Genomic DNA, 16,640 nt, shown 5'->3' with positions numbered 1-16,640 from the left:
GAGCAGGATGTGCTCTCGGGTCTGCGGCATCGGACCATCGGTCGCGGCCACCACCAGAATCGCGCCGTCCATCTGCGCCGCGCCGGTGATCATGTTCTTCACATAGTCGGCGTGACCCGGACAGTCCACGTGCGCGTAGTGGCGATTAGGCGTCTCGTACTCGACGTGCGCGGTCGCGATCGTGATGCCTCTGGCTTTCTCTTCCGGCGCCTTATCAATCTGATCGAAAGCCACAAACTGCACTTTCGGATTGTTCTTCGCCAAAACTTTCGTAATGGCCGCCGTCAAAGTCGTCTTGCCATGGTCCACGTGCCCAATCGTCCCGATGTTCACGTGCGGCTTACTGCGATCAAATTTCTCTTTGCTCATGGTTGTTCTATCTGTCCCCTATTTAGTTGCCACGCCCTGAACCTTCGCGATCACTTCTTCAGCGACGTTCTTGGGCGCCTGATCATAACGCTCGAAATGCATCGTCGAAGTTGCGCGACCCTGCGTTGCCGAACGCAGGTCGGTCGTATAACCAAACATTTCCGACAGCGGCACGTACGCGGTGATCACCTGTGCGCCGCCTGGCCTTATCTCAGTGCCGGCGAACTGGCCCCGACGCTTCATCAGATCGCCGTTCACGGCGCCCACATAATCGTCGGGCGTTACCACTTCGATCCGCATGATTGGTTCCAGCAGAACCGGCTTGGCCTTCCTGACCGCGTCCTGGAAAGCCAGCGAACCGGCAATAATGAAAGCGCGCTCGTCCGAGTCAACCTCGTGAAAGCCACCGTCAACCAGGCGCACCTTGATGTCGACCAGGTCATAGCCGGCGAGATAGCCACGTTCCATGGCGTCGTGAACACCCTGCTCGGTCGGCTTGATGAACTCGCGCGGAATTGCGCCACCCTTGATCTCGCTCTCGAAAACAAAACCTTCGCCGGGCGCCGGCTCAATCTCGAGCTCGACATGCGCATACTGCCCGCGACCACCGGTCTGCTTCTTGAAGATTTCTTTACCCGCGGCGGGCTGGGTGATGGTCTCGCGATAGGCGACCTGCGGTTTGCCCACATTGGCTTCGACGCCGAACTCGCGCTTCATGCGATCGACAATGATTTCGAGATGCAACTCGCCCATTCCGGCGATAATTGTCTGACCGGTTTCCTGGTCGGTTGAAACGTTAAATGAAGGATCTTCCTGAGCCAGCCGGCCAAGCGCCACACCCAGCTTGTCCTGATCGGCACGCGTCTTCGGCTCCACGGCGACGCGAATAACCGGCGCGGGGAACTCGATCGCCTCAAGAATGATCGGCTTGTTTTCGTCACAAACCGTATCGCCCGTGGTGACCTGCTTCATGCCGCCGATGGCGATGATTTCGCCGGCGCTCGCCGATTCAATATCTTCACGCTTGTTTGCGTGCATGCGCATCAACCGGCCGACCCGCTCTTTCGTGTCCTTCGCTGAGTTGTACGCGTACGAACCTGACTTGATCGTGCCGCTGTAAATGCGCACGAACGAAAGCTGGCCGAGGTGCTTGTCAGCCATGATCTTGAACACCAGACCGCTAAACGGCGCCGTCGCATCCGGCGGACGCGTTTCTTTCTGAGCGTTCTTCGGATTGACGCCTTCAACCGGCGGAATATCGAGCGGCGACGGCATATAGTCGACGACGGCGTCGAGCAGCGTCTGCACGCCTTTGTTCTTGAAAGCTGAACCCGTCACCACCGGGACCAAACGCAGCTCGAGCGTTCCTTTGCGCAGCGCTTTGCGAATCTCGGCTTCAGTGATCGGCTGGGCTTCGACGTACTTGTGCATCAAGTCGTCATCAACCATCGCGACCGCTTCAATCAATTTTTCACGCGCGGCGGCGGCTTCTTCTTTCAGCTCGGCCGGAATTTCAATCTCTTCGTACTTTGCGCCTTTTGATTCATCGTTCCAGACCAGCCCCTTCATCGTGATGATATCGATGACGCCTTTGAACTGATCTTCATGTCCGATGGGAATTTGGAGAGCGACGGGATTTGCGCCCAGGCGGGCAATAATCGAATCGAATGAGCGCTGGAACGACGCGCCGGCGCGATCGAGCTTGTTAATAAAACAAATGCGCGGGACGCCGTATTTGTCTGCCTGACGCCAAACAGTTTCGGACTGCGGCTCGACACCGGCGACGCCATCGAATACCGCGACCGCGCCGTCAAGCACGCGCAGACTGCGCTCAACTTCCATCGTGAAATCTACGTGGCCCGGCGTGTCGATGATGTTGATGCGATGATCGACACCGTTCCGTTCCCAGAAACAGGTCGTCGCAGCGCTGGTGATCGTGATGCCTCGCTCCTGCTCCTGCTCCATCCAGTCCATGGTCGCCGTGCCCTCGTGCACCTCGCCAATTTTGTGCGAGACGCCCGTGTAATAAAGGACACGTTCCGTGGTGGTGGTCTTACCGGCATCGATGTGCGCCATGATGCCGATATTCCGGAACAGATTTAAATCGTCGTGCTTAGCCATCTTCTATTGGTACGCACGCTTCCAGCGTGCTGTGGTGGCACGCCGGAGGCGTGCGTACCCTTACCACTTGTAGTGAGCAAATGCTTTATTCGCATCGGCCATGCGATGCGTATCTTCCTTTTTCTTCACTGCGTTGCCGCGATTGTTCGCCGCATCAAGTAACTCAGCCGCCAACCGATCGGTCATTGTCTTTTCGCCGCGACTGCGTGCATAGGCGACGATCCAGCGAATTGCCAGCGCGCCACGCCTCTCCTGGTGGACTTCAACCGGCACCTGATAGGTGGATCCACCGACGCGTCGCGATTTCACTTCAACCGTGGGTCTGACGTTTTCGATGGCGCGCTTGAAAACTTTCAAAGGCTCATCGCCGGCCTTATCGCCGACCTGCCGCAGGGCATCATAAAAAGTACGCTCGGCCAGCGAACGCTTGCCGCCCCACATGATGCCGTTGATGAACTTCGTCACCAGCGGACTGTTGTAGACCGGATCGGGAAGAACAGCTCTTCGCTCTGCAACTCTGCGTCTCGGCATCGGTTACTTCGCGCCTCCCTTTGGACGTTTGGCGCCGTATTTCGAACGGCTCTTCTTGCGATCGCTGACGCCGACGGAATCCAGCGTGCCGCGAATCACGTGATAGCGAACCCCCGGCAAATCCTTGACGCGCCCGCCACGAATCAAAACGATCGAGTGCTCCTGCAAATTGTGGCCGACGCCCGGAATATAGGTCGTGACCTCGATGCCGTTGGTCAGACGAACGCGCGCGACTTTGCGCAGCGCGGAGTTCGGTTTCTTCGGCGTCTGGGTATAGACGCGTGTGCATACACCGCGTTTCTGCGGAGAACTCTGGAGCGCCGGGCTGGCCGTCTTGTATTTGACTGCCTGGCGTCCTTTACGAACTAGTTGATTTATCGTCGGCATCTTTACCTGTTTCTCAAACTCGGTAGCGGGCGTGTAAAGCGCAAAAAGGGCCGCGGCCTGCCTCTTTCCGGAACGTGTCCGGCAGTCAGCGCAGACAAACTGGCCTGCTCCAAATTAGTTAAAGGGACGTTCTGTTTTCGCTTTTAGGCGGGCGCGGATTTGGCTTCCCAAAGCCCAAAATTAGCCGAAGCTTTTCTGTAGCGTCGCGGCACCAGGCGGGGCCGTTTGCCGCGTTCGCATCGTGAAGGATGCGAGCTTTACGCCACAATATTTAACGGCCGATGCCACGCATCGAGCCGGGCAACGCCTCCGCACCGACAGAACCAGTTACAGCGTTGCACTAGAGGAAATCGGAAACTGAGTCCGAAACGGGAAACTATAAGGGTGCGCACTTTTGATGTCAAGCGCGCCAGCGCAGCTCAAGCCAGCGCCTTGATGAGATAGACGATTCCGGTGATCGCGCCGCCGATGATAGCCAGCAACAGGACCACCAGCGCCCCCACCATCAGCTTGAACTTTAGATAACGGTTCTTGCTTGGCGGCGAAAGCGAACTCTGCGGAAAATAAGGCGGTGGTGTGTAAGTGGCCATGGGCTCGTTACGTCAGTACCACCTGCGGTAGCGGGTGGGTGATTCTTTAAATGCCGCAGCGATCCTACTCGGTACGGCTCAAGTTCGCAAAGAGGGTCTCGTGTCAGGACCCCGAGCGGCAGCGAGGGGGATCATCCCAAGCGAGTCTAAGGACTTGGCTTGGAGCTTGAATTTGAATTGGCGTTCGCGTTGGCATTCTGCTGCTTCCGGAGCATCTCCTCGTTATGCTTCCGGCCCTGGCGAATACGTTGCGCGCCTTCCTTCGCTTCTTCCAGCCCCTCGGTCGCGCGATAGTCTTCCGGCTGAAGTTCCAACGCTTTCTCGAACGCGCCAATCGCTTCGGTGTAACGCGCCAGCTTATTCAGCGAGCTGCCAAGTTGGTACCAGCTCTCCTCATCATCCGACTTTACCTGCGTCGCCTGGCGATAGGCGCGCACGGCATCTTCATCGCGATGCAGAAAGTTGTAAGCCTCGCCCAAGTAGAAGTAGTCGGCACTGTTTTTTGAATCGTTCTGAGTCCTCTTTTTGAAAAGATCGACGGCCTTCTTGTACTGCTCTTCGGCCTCGTCTTTCTTCCCCAGAGCCGCCAGGGACATGCCCAAACGAAGATGCGCCTCGGCATGATTCGGATCGATTTGGATTGCCTGCTTGAGAATTTCCAACGCGCGCTCGTCTTCGTCGTTCTTGTAAAGCTCGCGCGCCTGATCGACTAAAGCCTGCGCCTGCCGGTTGGTCTCCTCAGGATTCGCTGAGTTTGTCGGTGAATTGGAGTTCGCGTTGCCCGAGTTGGCTCGTTTGCGACAGGCGCCCGCGCTAAGCGTCACCAGTAAAACTACAAAGATGACGAGCGATGCTTTCGGGGAGAGGCGAATAAAGGATGCTCCAGCCATGAACCCGCACCTATCTACGCTGAATAGTCTTTGTGAGTCAAATAGCCGGCTGATTGTTGTCTTAAATCTAAAGTGGTTTGAGGGCAAAAAAAGAAAGCGCAAGCTGTCTTGCGCTTCGTCATAAATAGAATGGGCGCTGCAACGTGGGGGTCGCAGCGCCCATCCATTTTCGTGGTTACTGTCCTCACCCCAGCAACCACTTGAGACGGAGGATCCACCAACCGTCTCTCTTGCCCCGCAATATACACCGCAACGATTGTGCCGCGCAATAGAGTTTTTTGGACAGAGAAAACACTTGAAAATACATTAGTTTTTGTTGGCCCATCGACGCCTTTGCGTCCAACTGTGCAACTCTTTCACAGCCCTGTCTGTAAATTTTCCTCGATCGAAGCATGTGGCGCTGTGAGCAGTCCGGTCACGAATCGCTCGGGGCGCCGATCTCTTTCTCAATAGCGGCGGCCAGGCGTTGAGCCTGCTGATTAACTTCGGATTCGGTTGGACCTTCGATCATCACGCGCGCCAGCGGCTCAGTCCCCGAATAGCGAAGCAATAAACGGCCCCGATCACCCAATGATTGTTGGATTTCGCCTGCCAGGCGCTGCACTGAAGGCAGTTCCTCAAACGGGCGCTTTTCCCGGACGCCTACATTCACCAGAACCTGCGGATAGCGCTGAATTCCCTGGGTGAGTTCCCCGAGCGATTCCTGCTTTTCAACGATCGCGCTTAACAGCATGAGCGTCGTGATAATCCCATCGCCCGCGAGGCTCACTTTCGGAAAAATGATGTGACCCGACTGTTCACCACCCAGCGCCCCACCGCTGCGCAAGAGTTCCTCCAGAACATACTTGTCGCCCACGTCGGTGCGCTCAAGATTGATGCCCTGTGAACGAAGCGCGATCTCCAGTCCGATGTTGCTCATCACGGTGGCGACAACTTTGTCGCCCGACAGCTCGCCGCGGGCTTTCAAATAGTTCGCCAGCACCCAAAGCGTTGCGTCGCCATCGACAAACTTTCCGGTCGCATCAACAAACAGAGCGCGATCGGCGTCGCCATCGAACGCGACGCCAAGATCGGAACCCTCCGCAACGACACGCTCCTGCAAGCTTTCGATGTGAAGCGATCCGGCATTCAAGTTTATGTTTCGTCCGTCCGGCGTGTTGTTGATCGCAATCATATTCGCGCCCAGTCGACGAAAGACCTCGGGAGCGATTTCGGAAGCGGCGCCATTCGCGCAGTCAACCACGATTTTCAGCTTCGCCAACGAAAGCTGCCGGCCGATTTCATCAACCAAGTAGTCAACGTATCTGCCTCGTAACTCTGCGGACTCGGAAGTCCTGGCGGGGTCAGGACCGGCGGCTATTGCGGGCTCAGCTTTGTCTTGACCAGCAATGTCCGACTCGATCGCCCGCTCCATTGCGTCATCCAGCTTGCGCCCGGACGGCTCGAAGATCTTGATGCCATTGTCATGATAAGGATTGTGAGAAGCGCTGATCACAACTCCCGCGTCGGCGGGCAATGTCCGCGTCAGAAATGCGACGCCGGGTGTGGTAATTACGCCGGCGGACTCAACCTCGGCACCCGTCTCTCTCGCCCCAGAGATCAACGCCTCTTCAATCCATCCGCCCGATTCGCGCGTGTCGCGCCCCACGACGATCCTGGCCGCCCTGTCACTTCGTTCAGCCAAACGTCTGGCCAGCGAGCGACCAATCACCTGAACGGTTGCAGCATCAAGGGGGAACTTTCCGGCCTCACCGCGAATCCCGTCAGTCCCAAAAAGTTTTTTCATAAAGAGGTGTACAAGGCCCGTGCGGGCTTACGAAGAGCGTTGCGGCTTTTGTCCCTTGGTCAGCTTGTGGCGCAGAAAGCCGATGAGATCGTACCGTTCATCAATTACAGCAACCGCACCGACGCCGTTGCGCTGCATTAACTCGCGCGCCGAAGCCATGGTCGCCGAGGACGGCACAAACATCGACGAGTTGACTGGGCGCATCACTTCGTGCGCGCGTCGCGTACGCCACTGTTCACGCGGCACATTCTTGAGATCGTCGAGCAAGAGGATGCCGAGCAGTTTCCGATCACGCGCCACGGGAAATGTCGCTTGACGATGCAACGGCAGAAGCTCGTCGATAAAACTCTGCACGGTTGAGTCCGGCTCGATGGCAACCGGAACTGCCATGGCATCGCGCACAGTCGACGGTTCGCGCGCGCCCTTCACGACACTGGTTGCGGCGCCCAGCAGGAACACGCCCACCATGACGGCCCAAAGGCCCATAAAATACGCGCGAAACGTGGGCGCGACCACCATGTAAATTCCAAACGCGATCAGGATCAGCGCAATCAACTGTCCGCAGAAGCCGGCGATCCGCGTCGCCTCGCGCATGTTACCAGTGCGCTTCCAAACGATTGCGCGCAGCACGCGACCGCCGTCCAGCGGATAACCCGGAAACAAATTGAAGATGGCAAGCAGAAGATTTCCGGAAGCGACAAAAAAGAAAAGATAGATCGCGAAATAGAATTCCAGCCGCGTCGAGATCCACAACGCTCCAAACGCAATCATCGAAAACAGAAAGCTCGCCGCCGGGCCGGCCACTGCAATCCTGAATTCGGCGCGCGGACTTTCAGGTTGAGTTCGCATACGCGCGAGTCCTCCAAAGGGATGCAGGACGATTTCTTCGATCGCGATGCCTTCGATTCGGGCCATCAACGCGTGCGACAACTCATGTCCGAAAACAGAGACGAACAATGCCAGCGTCGTAACCACCCCGAGGACCCACGCCATGAACTCGCCGGTCGGCGGAAGGAGCACGACGCCAAGTTGCATCCAGCGACTGCGCACGTTCACCGCAATCAACGCCACGCTCACTGCGAACACAGCGAACCAGCGATAGTCGATTCGCACAGGAATGCCGAAGACGCGCGCGATCAGGATTTGTCGTTTGAAGAAATCGCGGAAGGCCATAAGGCGGCAAAGAGGTAAGAGCCAGGTGCTAAGTGTTACTAGTTAGGTGCTGCGTACACTGGATTAGATGCTGATTGTCTTTAGGGGTTCCCGCTAGTTCCACACTAGTCTTTCCCTTTGCTTGGCTCTGAGCCCTTAGCACTTGGCCGGCTAAGTGCCCGTCGCCTTTTGCCACTGCACATCGAACAGCGGAACGGGTTGTTCGCGGTTCTTGACGTTGATCGCGTCACGCGGGGTGAGTTCGTATCGCGACTTCGCGGCTTTGGCAGTCGCTTCACTGACCAGGATCTGGCCGCCTTTGGCATTCGATTCGAGCCGTGAAGCGGTGTTTACTGCATCACCAATCGCGGTGTATTCCGACCGACGATCAGAGCCGATGTAGCCAACCGTCACGTCGCCGGTGTGCAATCCGATACCGATCCCAATTTCCTGGAAGCCTTCCTCGCGAAGTTCGGTGTTGATGCTGATCATCCGTCGCTGCATGGCGACCGCCGCCGCCAAAGCATTCGCCGCGTCTTTAGGAGTCGTGGTGGGGGCGCCGAACAGCGCCATTAGTCCGTCACCGAGATACTTATCCAGCGTTCCGCCATGCGCAAAGATGATGTCCGTCATCGCTGAGAAGTAGCGGTTAAGCAAATCAACAATCTTTTCCGGCGCCGCATGTTCAGAGATTCGCGTGAAGCCGCGAATGTCGGCGAACAGGATGGTAATGGTTTGCGTGACGCCGCCGAGTTTGAATGACTCGGGATTTTCCAGCATTTGCTTGACGACGTACTCGGGCAAAAACCGGCTGTAGTTCGCCCGCGCAACTTCTTCTTTTGCCAGCCGCTCGTGCGCGCGCACGTTCTCAACCGCGATCGCCGTTTGCGCGGCGACGGCGCTGATCAACTCAAGGTCGTCGGGCTTGAATGCGGAAAACGGATCCAAACGATCGGCATACAAAGCGCCATGAACGCCCGACTCAGTAAACAGCGGCGCGCAAATTGTCGAACGCACGCCTTGCGAAACAATCGAATCCACCCCCGCGAATTGTTCTTCGGCGGCGGCGTCCTGCGACAGCAGCGCCACGCGGTCTTTCATCACCTTCCGCGTGATCGTCCGTCCGATGGTCATCTTCTTGGCGTACGCTTCAAGTTTTTCGTCACGCGCGCGGGTGGCAATGGGAAACAGTTTCGCCTCGTCGGCGTTTTGTTCGGTGACCACCCCGTCCGCAAGCAGCGCGACCACGCGATCCGCCGGCGTCGATCGGAAGATGATGTCCGTGGCCATCTTGAAAATCCGATCGAGGTCGAACCCCGAGCCGAGCGCTTTGCTCATCTCGTAAAGCTCGGCAAGGATGTTTGCCTTTCGTTGTAATTGCTCGAGAACTTTGTCGCGGCCGGCGCCAGGCAGCTTCCCCGTGTCGGCTTGTTGCTTGAGCACAGTGCTCAAAACATCCTTGGCCGACATCAACACCTGTGTATGGCCGAGCGGCTTGTCGTCGTAACTCAGATCGGCGGTGCGCTCTTCCTTTGGCTGTTCGAACTTGATCGTGCTGGCGCCTATCGTGACGCGATCACCGTTCTTCAGGACGTGTTCGAACTTCTGTTCGCCGTTGATGAAGATCTTGTTCGCGCTCCGATTTATCTGGCCGTTGACGTAAACGCCGTCGATGATCACGAACGAACCATCGTCGGCCGGCTGGATGTGCGCGTGGTGACGCGACGCGCGCGGATCGTCCAGGACGATTTGATTGTCGGGAGCGCGCCCGATGTTACAAGTGAGTTTCGGCGCCAGACTGTGCTCCGATTGGCGACCGCTGGCGTCTGTGATCTTTAGAAGAGGCATCGGTTCTAACTCGATATTGCCGAAGAGCGCAGCCGATTCTACAAGCAAACACTCGTCAATCCTAGCAACACTTTCGGCCTCGGATTTTTCTTGCCGTTCACCTGATACGGTGGGATGATGACGCCCTGAAACGGCTTTAGCCCTCGCAAAGGAGGCAGCACCCCATGCCGCTCCAACGACTCTCGCTTCCGTTTACAAGCGCACTTGCTGCATTGCTGTTGCTCGTGCCGCTCTCGGCCCAGGCGCAAACTGCGCCCGCGGGCGCGAAACCAACCGCTACAATTTCGGGCAGAATCACCGTGAACGAAAAAGGCGCTCCCGACATTTTGGTTGCGGCTCAACAGTTGGATAGACCTTTTCAGCAGCCCGCCGCGCGCGCGAAGTCCGATGCCAACGGGCGCTACCGCTTAACGGGGTTGCCGGCGGGTCAATATCAGATTACGGCTATCGCTCCCGCGTTAGCGCCTGAGCAAACCGGATCATCGGGTCCGATGAGCCGCATGGGTAAAAGCCTGCTGCTGGCGCCGGGCGAAGAAGCTGACGACGTCGACATAAAACTTGTCCAGGGTGCCGTGATTACGGGTCGCGTTACGGATGCGGACGGCAAGCCGGTGATCGAAGAACGAATAAACTTGCAGACAGTCGATCAAGCCGGCAACGTAACCAACCAGGGCAACAACATTCCGGTAAATTATCAGATGAGCCAGACGGACGATCGTGGCATCTACCGGATCTACGGTCTGTCGGCGGGACGTTATCGCCTCAGCGTTGGCACAACTGAAGGTGGTTTCATGTCGTCAAGAAACCGCACCTACTATCCGGTAACTTTCTACGGCAACACTACCGACGCAGCCAAAGCTTCAGTCGTAGAATTGCAAGACGGTACCGAGGCCAACAATATCGACATCCGGGTCGGCCGCGCCGCGAACACTTTTGTCGCCAGCGGCCGCGTCGTCGATGCTGAGAATGGCCAGCCGATTCCCAACCTGCGCTTATCGTACGGCCCCGCAAAAGTGAACCAACCTTTCTATGCCTACTACGTCGGTTCGGCCGCCAGCGCCCGCGGTGAGTTTCGGTTGGAAGGCCTCGAGCCCGGCCGGTACGGCGTGTCGGTGGCGGCATCTTTCGAATCTTCCGCGCATTACGCCGACACGATCTTCTTTGAGATTGTTGACGCCGACGTTACCAATCTTGAAGTGAAGGCGACGCGCGGGCAGACGTTGAGTGGGGTGGTAGTCTTCGAGGGCAGTCGCGCGAAAGAACTACAACAGAACCTCGGACTTCTAAGAGTCGGCGCTAACGTTACTTCGCCGACAAATCCGGGAAACTCAACCTCCAGTTCCGCAGCGATTGCTGCAGATGGGAGCTTTCAGCTTTCCGGCATGCGACCGGGCAAGGCCCGGCTTTACATCGCGGCAATGCCGACTTCACCGCTGCGCGGCATCACGATACTGCGCGCCGAACGCGGTGGCCTGGATGTCACCCAGAACCTTGAGGTTCAAGCCGGTGAATCGATAACCGATCTGCGCATCGTAGCTTCGCTCGGCTCCGGCACCGTTCGCGGCACCGTCAGAGTTGTTGGAGGCGACCTGCCGCCAAACCTCCGCATGTTTATCAGCATGCGACGCGAGGGAGCGCCTCAAGCTGGTGGGGGCATGGTGGATGCCCGCGGCCGTTTTCTTATTAGCAGTCTGACGAGCGGCACATATGAGGTGGTGCTCAACATGAATTACGTTCCACCACCACCAGGAGGAGCACGCCCGATCAAACCGCAGACTCAGACGGTCACCGTCTCAGACGGCGTCGAAACTCAGGTTGATTTCCTCGTCGACTTAACGCCGAAAGAAGGTGGCCCGTGATCACCCTGCGAAAACTTTTGGCCGCCTTCATCCTTCTTCAGGCACTGGCTGTCGCAATCCAGGCGCAGGCGCCGGAAGCGAGCTCAACCAAAACCGGAGTTATCACGGGGATCGTCACCTCGTCATCCGGAGATCTTCCCACGAGAACGACCGTTTACGCTTCGCCGCTGGGCGGTACCGTTCCGCCGCAGACCGCAGTTATCAACAGCAACGGCGCGTTCCGCATCGAAAATCTGGAGATTGGTGTTTACCGCGTCTGGGCCGGCGCGTCGGGGTTCGTTGTCGACCCGCAAAGCATTCCACCTGAAACGCGCGGCATTTATCACACGGGTGATTCAGTCACACTTACTTTGAGAAAGGGTGGAGTCATCACCGGCCGAGTACTCAAGAATGACGCGCCCGTTATCGCCACCCCCGTCCGCGCTTTTCGCGTTCGTGATGAAAACGGCAAACCAACCGAAAGCCTTGGCGCGGTCGCTGAGCGAATGACTGACGATCGCGGCGTGTATCGCATGTACACTTTGCTGCCGGGGACCTACGTAGTTTCAGCCGGCGGCATGAGCAGGTTCTTTGGCGGGTTCGGGACGACCGCGTATGACCAGGATGTGCCGACGTACGCACCCTCAGCCACCCGCGACACGGCCCAGGAAGTGGTCGTGCGCAGCGGCGAAGAAGCGACCGCCGACATTCAGTACCGCGCCGAACCGGGCCACGCCATCAGCGGAACGGTGTCTGGTTTCCCGGACGCGCAAGGAGCCATGAGCTCCGGCGGGACAGTAACCCTCACGGACGTAAAAACGCGAACGATGCTGATGGGCGCGCAGGCCTCAATGTTCACTGACCACACCTTCGTTTTTTACGGACTGCCCGACGGTGAATACGAATTGGTTGGGCAACAGTTTTCAGCAACACGCGACGTCAGAGCATCTGAGCCGAAACGCATCAAGGTTCAGGGCGCTGACATCACGGGTGTGCATCTCACCGTGGTTCCGCTTCCCGCGATTACAGGCCGGGTCATTCTCGATAGCAGCTCACCGGCGGATTGCGTGAAGCGACGGGCCACTGCTTTTCAAGAGACAGTCGTCAGCGTGCGGCGGCAAAAGAAACCAACGAAGCCCGGCGCCCCAGAAGACGCCCTGGCCGATGCGGTGCCGTTGAGCGCGCTCGAGCAAGGCGCTGAAGACGTGCCCGACGCGAAAGGTGACTTCATATTGCGCAATCTTCGCGCCGGCACTTATCGACTGAACGTCCAACTTCCAAGTGCCGCGTGGTACTTCCGTTCGGTGGCGCTCGGCGCAAACACGAAGGCGACAGATTGGAAAGTAGTCAGCGAGGGCGTCAATGTGAAGCAATCGGTGTCCGGGCTGACCGTAACGATCAGCGAAGGCGCAGCCGGCCTACGCGGCCGCATAACCGTTGCCGAAGGACAGCGACTACCGTCGCGAACCGTTGTCTATCTTGTTCCGGCAGAGAAAGAGAACGCGCTGAATCTGCTCAGGTATTTTGAAGCGCGCGTGGAAAGCGACGGCGCCTTTAACATCCGGAACGTGGTGCCTGGTGACTATTTAATTCACGCGCGGGCTGCCGAGGGCGATACACCAAGAATGATCTCGATCCGCGAAGATCTTGATCTTAGAACGACCGTCACTCGTGAAGCCGAAAAAGCAAAGCAGAGTGTGACGCTGAAGGCATGCGAGCGACTCGAGAACTACGAGTTTGCCTACCCGCCGGCTAAACCGTAACGTGCTCGCCCATGTGTTGCGGATCGAGACTGACATCCATTTCCGGCACACCTTCATCGAACGGTTCCGAAGTGGCACAGACTTCAGTCTGTGATTTCGACGGAGAAACACAGACTAAAGTCTGTGCCACTTCCGATGAGCGCGCTCTGTGACTCAGCAGACCGTATGCTAGAGTGTTTTTGAATCCCCTTTACAGTTTCGCGCGTATTAACGCATTAATGCGGCAGGTTAAAACCCATTTCGCACAGAACGGACTCTTGACGTGAAACGAATTTTTCTTGTTTTCAGCATCGTGTTGGCAATGGTCGCGCAGCTCGCCGCCCGGCCGACCTTTCCCAGGCTTGCGCAGAACCGGCAAGGTCAAAGCGCGCAAGCAAAAACGACAACCAAACCGGCGTCGGACATCAACAGCCGCGTGCTGCCAAACGGTCTGGAAGTGGTCACGCTGGAAGATCATTCCGTGCCGCTGGTGACGATTGAGCTGGCCGTACGCAACGGTTCGTTCACTGAGCCGCCTGAGCTGAACGGTTTGTCCCATCTTTACGAGCACATGTTCTTTAAGGCGAATCGCGCCATCGCGAACGCCGACCAGTACCTCCAGAAAATCGGCCAACTCGGCATCGCCTACAACGCCACGACGCGGGAAGAAGTCGTGCATTACTACTTCACGACGACCAGTCCGAACCTGCGCACCGCGATGAATTTCATGCGCGACGCGTCGCGATATCCGCTGTTTGATAAAGGCGAGTTCGAGCGGGAACGGCAGGTGGTCATCGGCGAAATCGATCGCAACGAATCGAATCCCTACTATTACCTGAATCTCGAGATGACCAACCGGCTCTACTACAAATATCCGAGCCGGAAAAATCCATTGGGTAGTCGGCAGACGGTTTCCGCCGCGACGACTGACATGATGCGTTTGATTCAGTCTCGTTACTATGTGCCGAACAACTCGGCGCTGATCGTGACCGGCGACGTTCAATTTGAAGAGGTTTTTAAACTGGCGCAGGAGTTTTTCGGTGATTGGCCGCGGCGCGAGCGTGATCCGTTCGTGGAATTTCCGATGGTCGAGCATCCGCCCCTCGCCAAAAGCGAAGGCGCCGTCGTGCAGCAACCCGTGCAGAACGTCATCATCAACATCGGTTGGCACGGGCCATCAACCGTTAAAGACAATCCCGGCACGTACGCCGCCGACGTCTTCTCGTTCATCCTGACGCAGCCCAACTCACGCTTTCAGCGCAACCTGGTGGACAGCGGCCTGGTCGCCGGCGTTACGATCGGCTATCTAACGCAACGCAACGTCGGACCAATCCAAATCATCGCGCAGACGACACCCGACAAATCTCGCGCCGCGATCAAAGCGATCTACAACGAAGTCGCGCACTTCAACGACAAGGATTATTTCACCGACGAACAGTTGGAAAGTGCCAAGGCGCTGCTTGAAGCCGATGACCTGTATTCGCGCGAAAAGTTGAGCGAATACGCGCACACTCTGAGCTTCTGGTGGTCCTCGACCGGCCTGGATTATTTCCGCGGCTATTTGCCGGCCCTGCGGCGCACTTCGCGCCCCGACATCAACCGTTACGTCACCACGTATATTCAGGGTAAGCCCCACATTGGGCTGGCGCTTATTTCCACGGAAGCGCAGCAGCAGGTGAAGCTAACGCCGGAAGAATTGATTGGGCAGTAGGCATTTTCCATTTGTCATCTGGCATTTTTCATTTGGCATTTGGCTTTACAAGAGCAAGGTAATCGTTAAGAGCAAGATGATGAGAACTGACAAAATGAAAAATGAAAATTGGAAAATGAGAAATGGAAAATGGGTTTTCCTGCTCACTGCTTACTGCTTACTGCTTACTTTCTCGCTGACTGCTTTCGGCCAAACACCCGCGCCGCCCACAACCACGACAGCGCCCACGACGGCCCAATCAAACGATCTTCAAAGTCTGATCACGCGACAGGCTTCGCTTGTCACCGAATTTGAAGTTAACGGCCTGAAGGTTTTGTTCAAGCGTCGCGAAGGCGGCCAGAGCGTCGCCGCCGGTCTGTTTATCAAAGGCGGGTCCCGCAACATCACCGCCTCGAACGCGGGCGTGGAGAACCTGATGCTGCAAGTCGCCACTGAAGCCAGCGCCAGCTATCCGCGCGAACGCATGCGTTCGGAGTTAGCGCGCACCGGCACCGTTCTCACTTCGAGCGACAACTACGATTACTCAGTGCTGTCGATGACCTCGACGCGCACAAACTTTGACAGCATGTGGAACTTATTCACCGACGTCGCGCTGCGTCCCTCATTCACCAAAGAAGATTTCGATTTGGCAAAGACGCGCGCGCTGGCCTCGCTCGCCGATGATTCGGACGATCCGGACACGTACCTGCAAAGACTGCAGGAGCATACTGCCTATGCCGGTCATCCTTATGTGAATCGTCCCGAAGGCACCGTCGAATCCGTTTCGCGGCTGACCCTCGAAGACATCCGGCGCTACCACCAGCAAGTGCTGGAGACGTCGCGATTGCTGCTGGTTGTCGTCGGCGATCTCAACGTAAATCAACTGCGTCAGCAAATCACCAATTCGTTTGGCAAACTCCCGCGCGGCAGCTATCGCGCCGATTCGGTGCCGCAACTTTCGTTTAGCTCGCCGAGCGTCAATGTCACTGAGCGCTCTTTGCCGACAAATTATGTGCAGGGTTTGTTCGCCGCGCCGCCGCTGACCTCACCGGACATTTATCCGATGGAGATTGCGTCGGCGATGCTGCGCGACCGCGTGTTTGAAGAAGTCCGGGTTAAGCGAAACCTTTCGTATGCACCCAGCGCATTTCTGTCCAGCCAGGCGGCGAACGTAGGCGGGATCTACGTGAGCGCGGTCGATGCGAACCAGGCGGTGCGCGTAATGCTTGATGAGATCCGGCGACTGCAGACACACCCGCTCGATCAAACCGACATCACCGGCGTCGTCTCGCAATACCTGACGTCATATTACCTGGGACAAGAGACCAACGCGGCGCAGGCCGCGAACCTCGCTGAGTGGGAACTGATCGGCGGCGGCTGGCGAAATTCATTCGAGACGATCGCCAAGCTTCGCGCGGTGGCACCCGCCGACGTGCAGCGCGTCGCGCAGAAGTACATGCGCAACATTCGCTTCGTCGTGCTCGGCAATCCAACCCAAATCGACAAAAACATTTTCACCGGGCAAGCGGGAATCTAACGAAGCGCGCGGGTGTCACGCCTTATTTCGCCTCTGGCGCGGCGGCGATGCTTTGGCTTAATTACTTGAGTAACGGATTAGTTTGTCCGGGAGGGCAGACCTTTCCGTAACAACACTCAGGACAATAAGGGCTACAACATGGGTTGTCGGGATTTTGGC

General features: G+C 57.2%; 14 protein-coding genes. 4 read left to right on the top strand and 10 right to left on the bottom strand.

From position 1 onward, the window contains the following. The 9 genes from VFX97_20480 to VFX97_20440 form a co-directional block, all read right to left on the bottom strand. Positions 1-369 (bottom strand): GTP-binding protein (locus VFX97_20480; GenBank protein ID HEX5705590.1); only part of this gene is annotated, 369 nt, incomplete at its 3' end. A gap of 18 nt (positions 370-387) precedes the next feature. Continuing rightward, positions 388-2,490 (bottom strand): elongation factor G, encoded by a 2,103-nt coding sequence (gene fusA, locus VFX97_20475; protein HEX5705589.1) that lies wholly within the window; start codon positions 2,488-2,490, stop codon positions 388-390. Between the two features lie 60 nt (positions 2,491-2,550). After that, positions 2,551-3,021 carry a 30S ribosomal protein S7 gene (rpsG, locus tag VFX97_20470; GenBank protein ID HEX5705588.1) on the bottom strand — a complete coding sequence of 157 codons (471 nt, stop codon included), beginning with the start codon at positions 3,019-3,021 and terminating at the stop codon, positions 2,551-2,553. Between the two features lie 3 nt (positions 3,022-3,024). Then, entirely contained in the window at positions 3,025-3,408 is a 384-nt protein-coding gene (gene rpsL / locus VFX97_20465; GenBank protein HEX5705587.1) for a 30S ribosomal protein S12, read from the bottom strand. Between the two features lie 419 nt (positions 3,409-3,827). Then, entirely contained in the window at positions 3,828-3,998 is a 171-nt protein-coding gene (locus VFX97_20460; protein HEX5705586.1) for a hypothetical protein, read from the bottom strand. A gap of 146 nt (positions 3,999-4,144) precedes the next feature. Continuing rightward, a complete protein-coding gene (locus VFX97_20455; protein HEX5705585.1) occupies positions 4,145-4,888 on the bottom strand; it encodes a tetratricopeptide repeat protein in 744 nt (247 codons plus the stop codon). Positions 4,889-5,303: 415 nt separating this feature from the next. Further along, positions 5,304-6,674 (bottom strand): phosphoglucosamine mutase, encoded by a 1,371-nt coding sequence (glmM, locus tag VFX97_20450; protein ID HEX5705584.1) that lies wholly within the window; start codon positions 6,672-6,674, stop codon positions 5,304-5,306. Positions 6,675-6,701: 27 nt separating this feature from the next. Further along, entirely contained in the window at positions 6,702-7,847 is a 1,146-nt protein-coding gene (locus VFX97_20445) for a site-2 protease family protein (GenBank protein ID HEX5705583.1), read from the bottom strand. Positions 7,848-7,997: 150 nt separating this feature from the next. Then, positions 7,998-9,674: an adenylate/guanylate cyclase domain-containing protein gene (locus VFX97_20440; GenBank protein ID HEX5705582.1), complete on the bottom strand. Its 1,677-nt coding sequence runs from the start codon at positions 9,672-9,674 to the stop codon at positions 7,998-8,000. 164 nt (positions 9,675-9,838) lie between these two features. On the opposite strand from VFX97_20440, the gene VFX97_20435 reads away from it, so the two are divergent. Together VFX97_20435 and VFX97_20430 are read left to right on the top strand one after the other, a co-directional pair. Continuing rightward, positions 9,839-11,533: a carboxypeptidase-like regulatory domain-containing protein gene (locus VFX97_20435; GenBank protein HEX5705581.1), complete on the top strand. Its 1,695-nt coding sequence runs from the start codon at positions 9,839-9,841 to the stop codon at positions 11,531-11,533. After that, positions 11,530-13,275 carry a carboxypeptidase-like regulatory domain-containing protein gene (locus VFX97_20430; GenBank protein HEX5705580.1) on the top strand — a complete coding sequence of 582 codons (1,746 nt, stop codon included), beginning with the start codon at positions 11,530-11,532 and terminating at the stop codon, positions 13,273-13,275. The genes VFX97_20435 and VFX97_20430 overlap by 4 nt, the downstream gene beginning before the upstream one ends. Here the strand turns inward: VFX97_20430 and VFX97_20425 are convergent. Beyond that, positions 13,265-13,405 (bottom strand): hypothetical protein, encoded by a 141-nt coding sequence (locus tag VFX97_20425; protein ID HEX5705579.1) that lies wholly within the window; start codon positions 13,403-13,405, stop codon positions 13,265-13,267. The genes VFX97_20430 and VFX97_20425 overlap by 11 nt on opposite strands. A 132-nt stretch (positions 13,406-13,537) precedes the next feature. Here VFX97_20425 and VFX97_20420 point away from each other — a divergent pair, with 132 nt between their 5' ends. Both VFX97_20420 and VFX97_20415 read left to right on the top strand, forming a co-directional pair. Next, positions 13,538-14,965, top strand: a complete 1,428-nt coding sequence (locus tag VFX97_20420) for a pitrilysin family protein (GenBank protein ID HEX5705578.1) — start codon at positions 13,538-13,540, stop codon at positions 14,963-14,965. 79 nt (positions 14,966-15,044) lie between these two features. Further along, a complete protein-coding gene (locus VFX97_20415; protein ID HEX5705577.1) occupies positions 15,045-16,481 on the top strand; it encodes a pitrilysin family protein in 1,437 nt (478 codons plus the stop codon). Positions 16,482-16,640 lie beyond the last annotated feature (159 nt).

It is taken from the genome of Pyrinomonadaceae bacterium, assembly GCA_036277115.1.
In the GTDB taxonomy this organism is placed as follows: domain Bacteria; phylum Acidobacteriota; class Blastocatellia; order Pyrinomonadales; family Pyrinomonadaceae; genus UBA11740.
The sequence above is the reverse complement of the archived record's forward strand: the minus strand, read 5'-3'. Positions and strand labels throughout refer to the sequence as shown.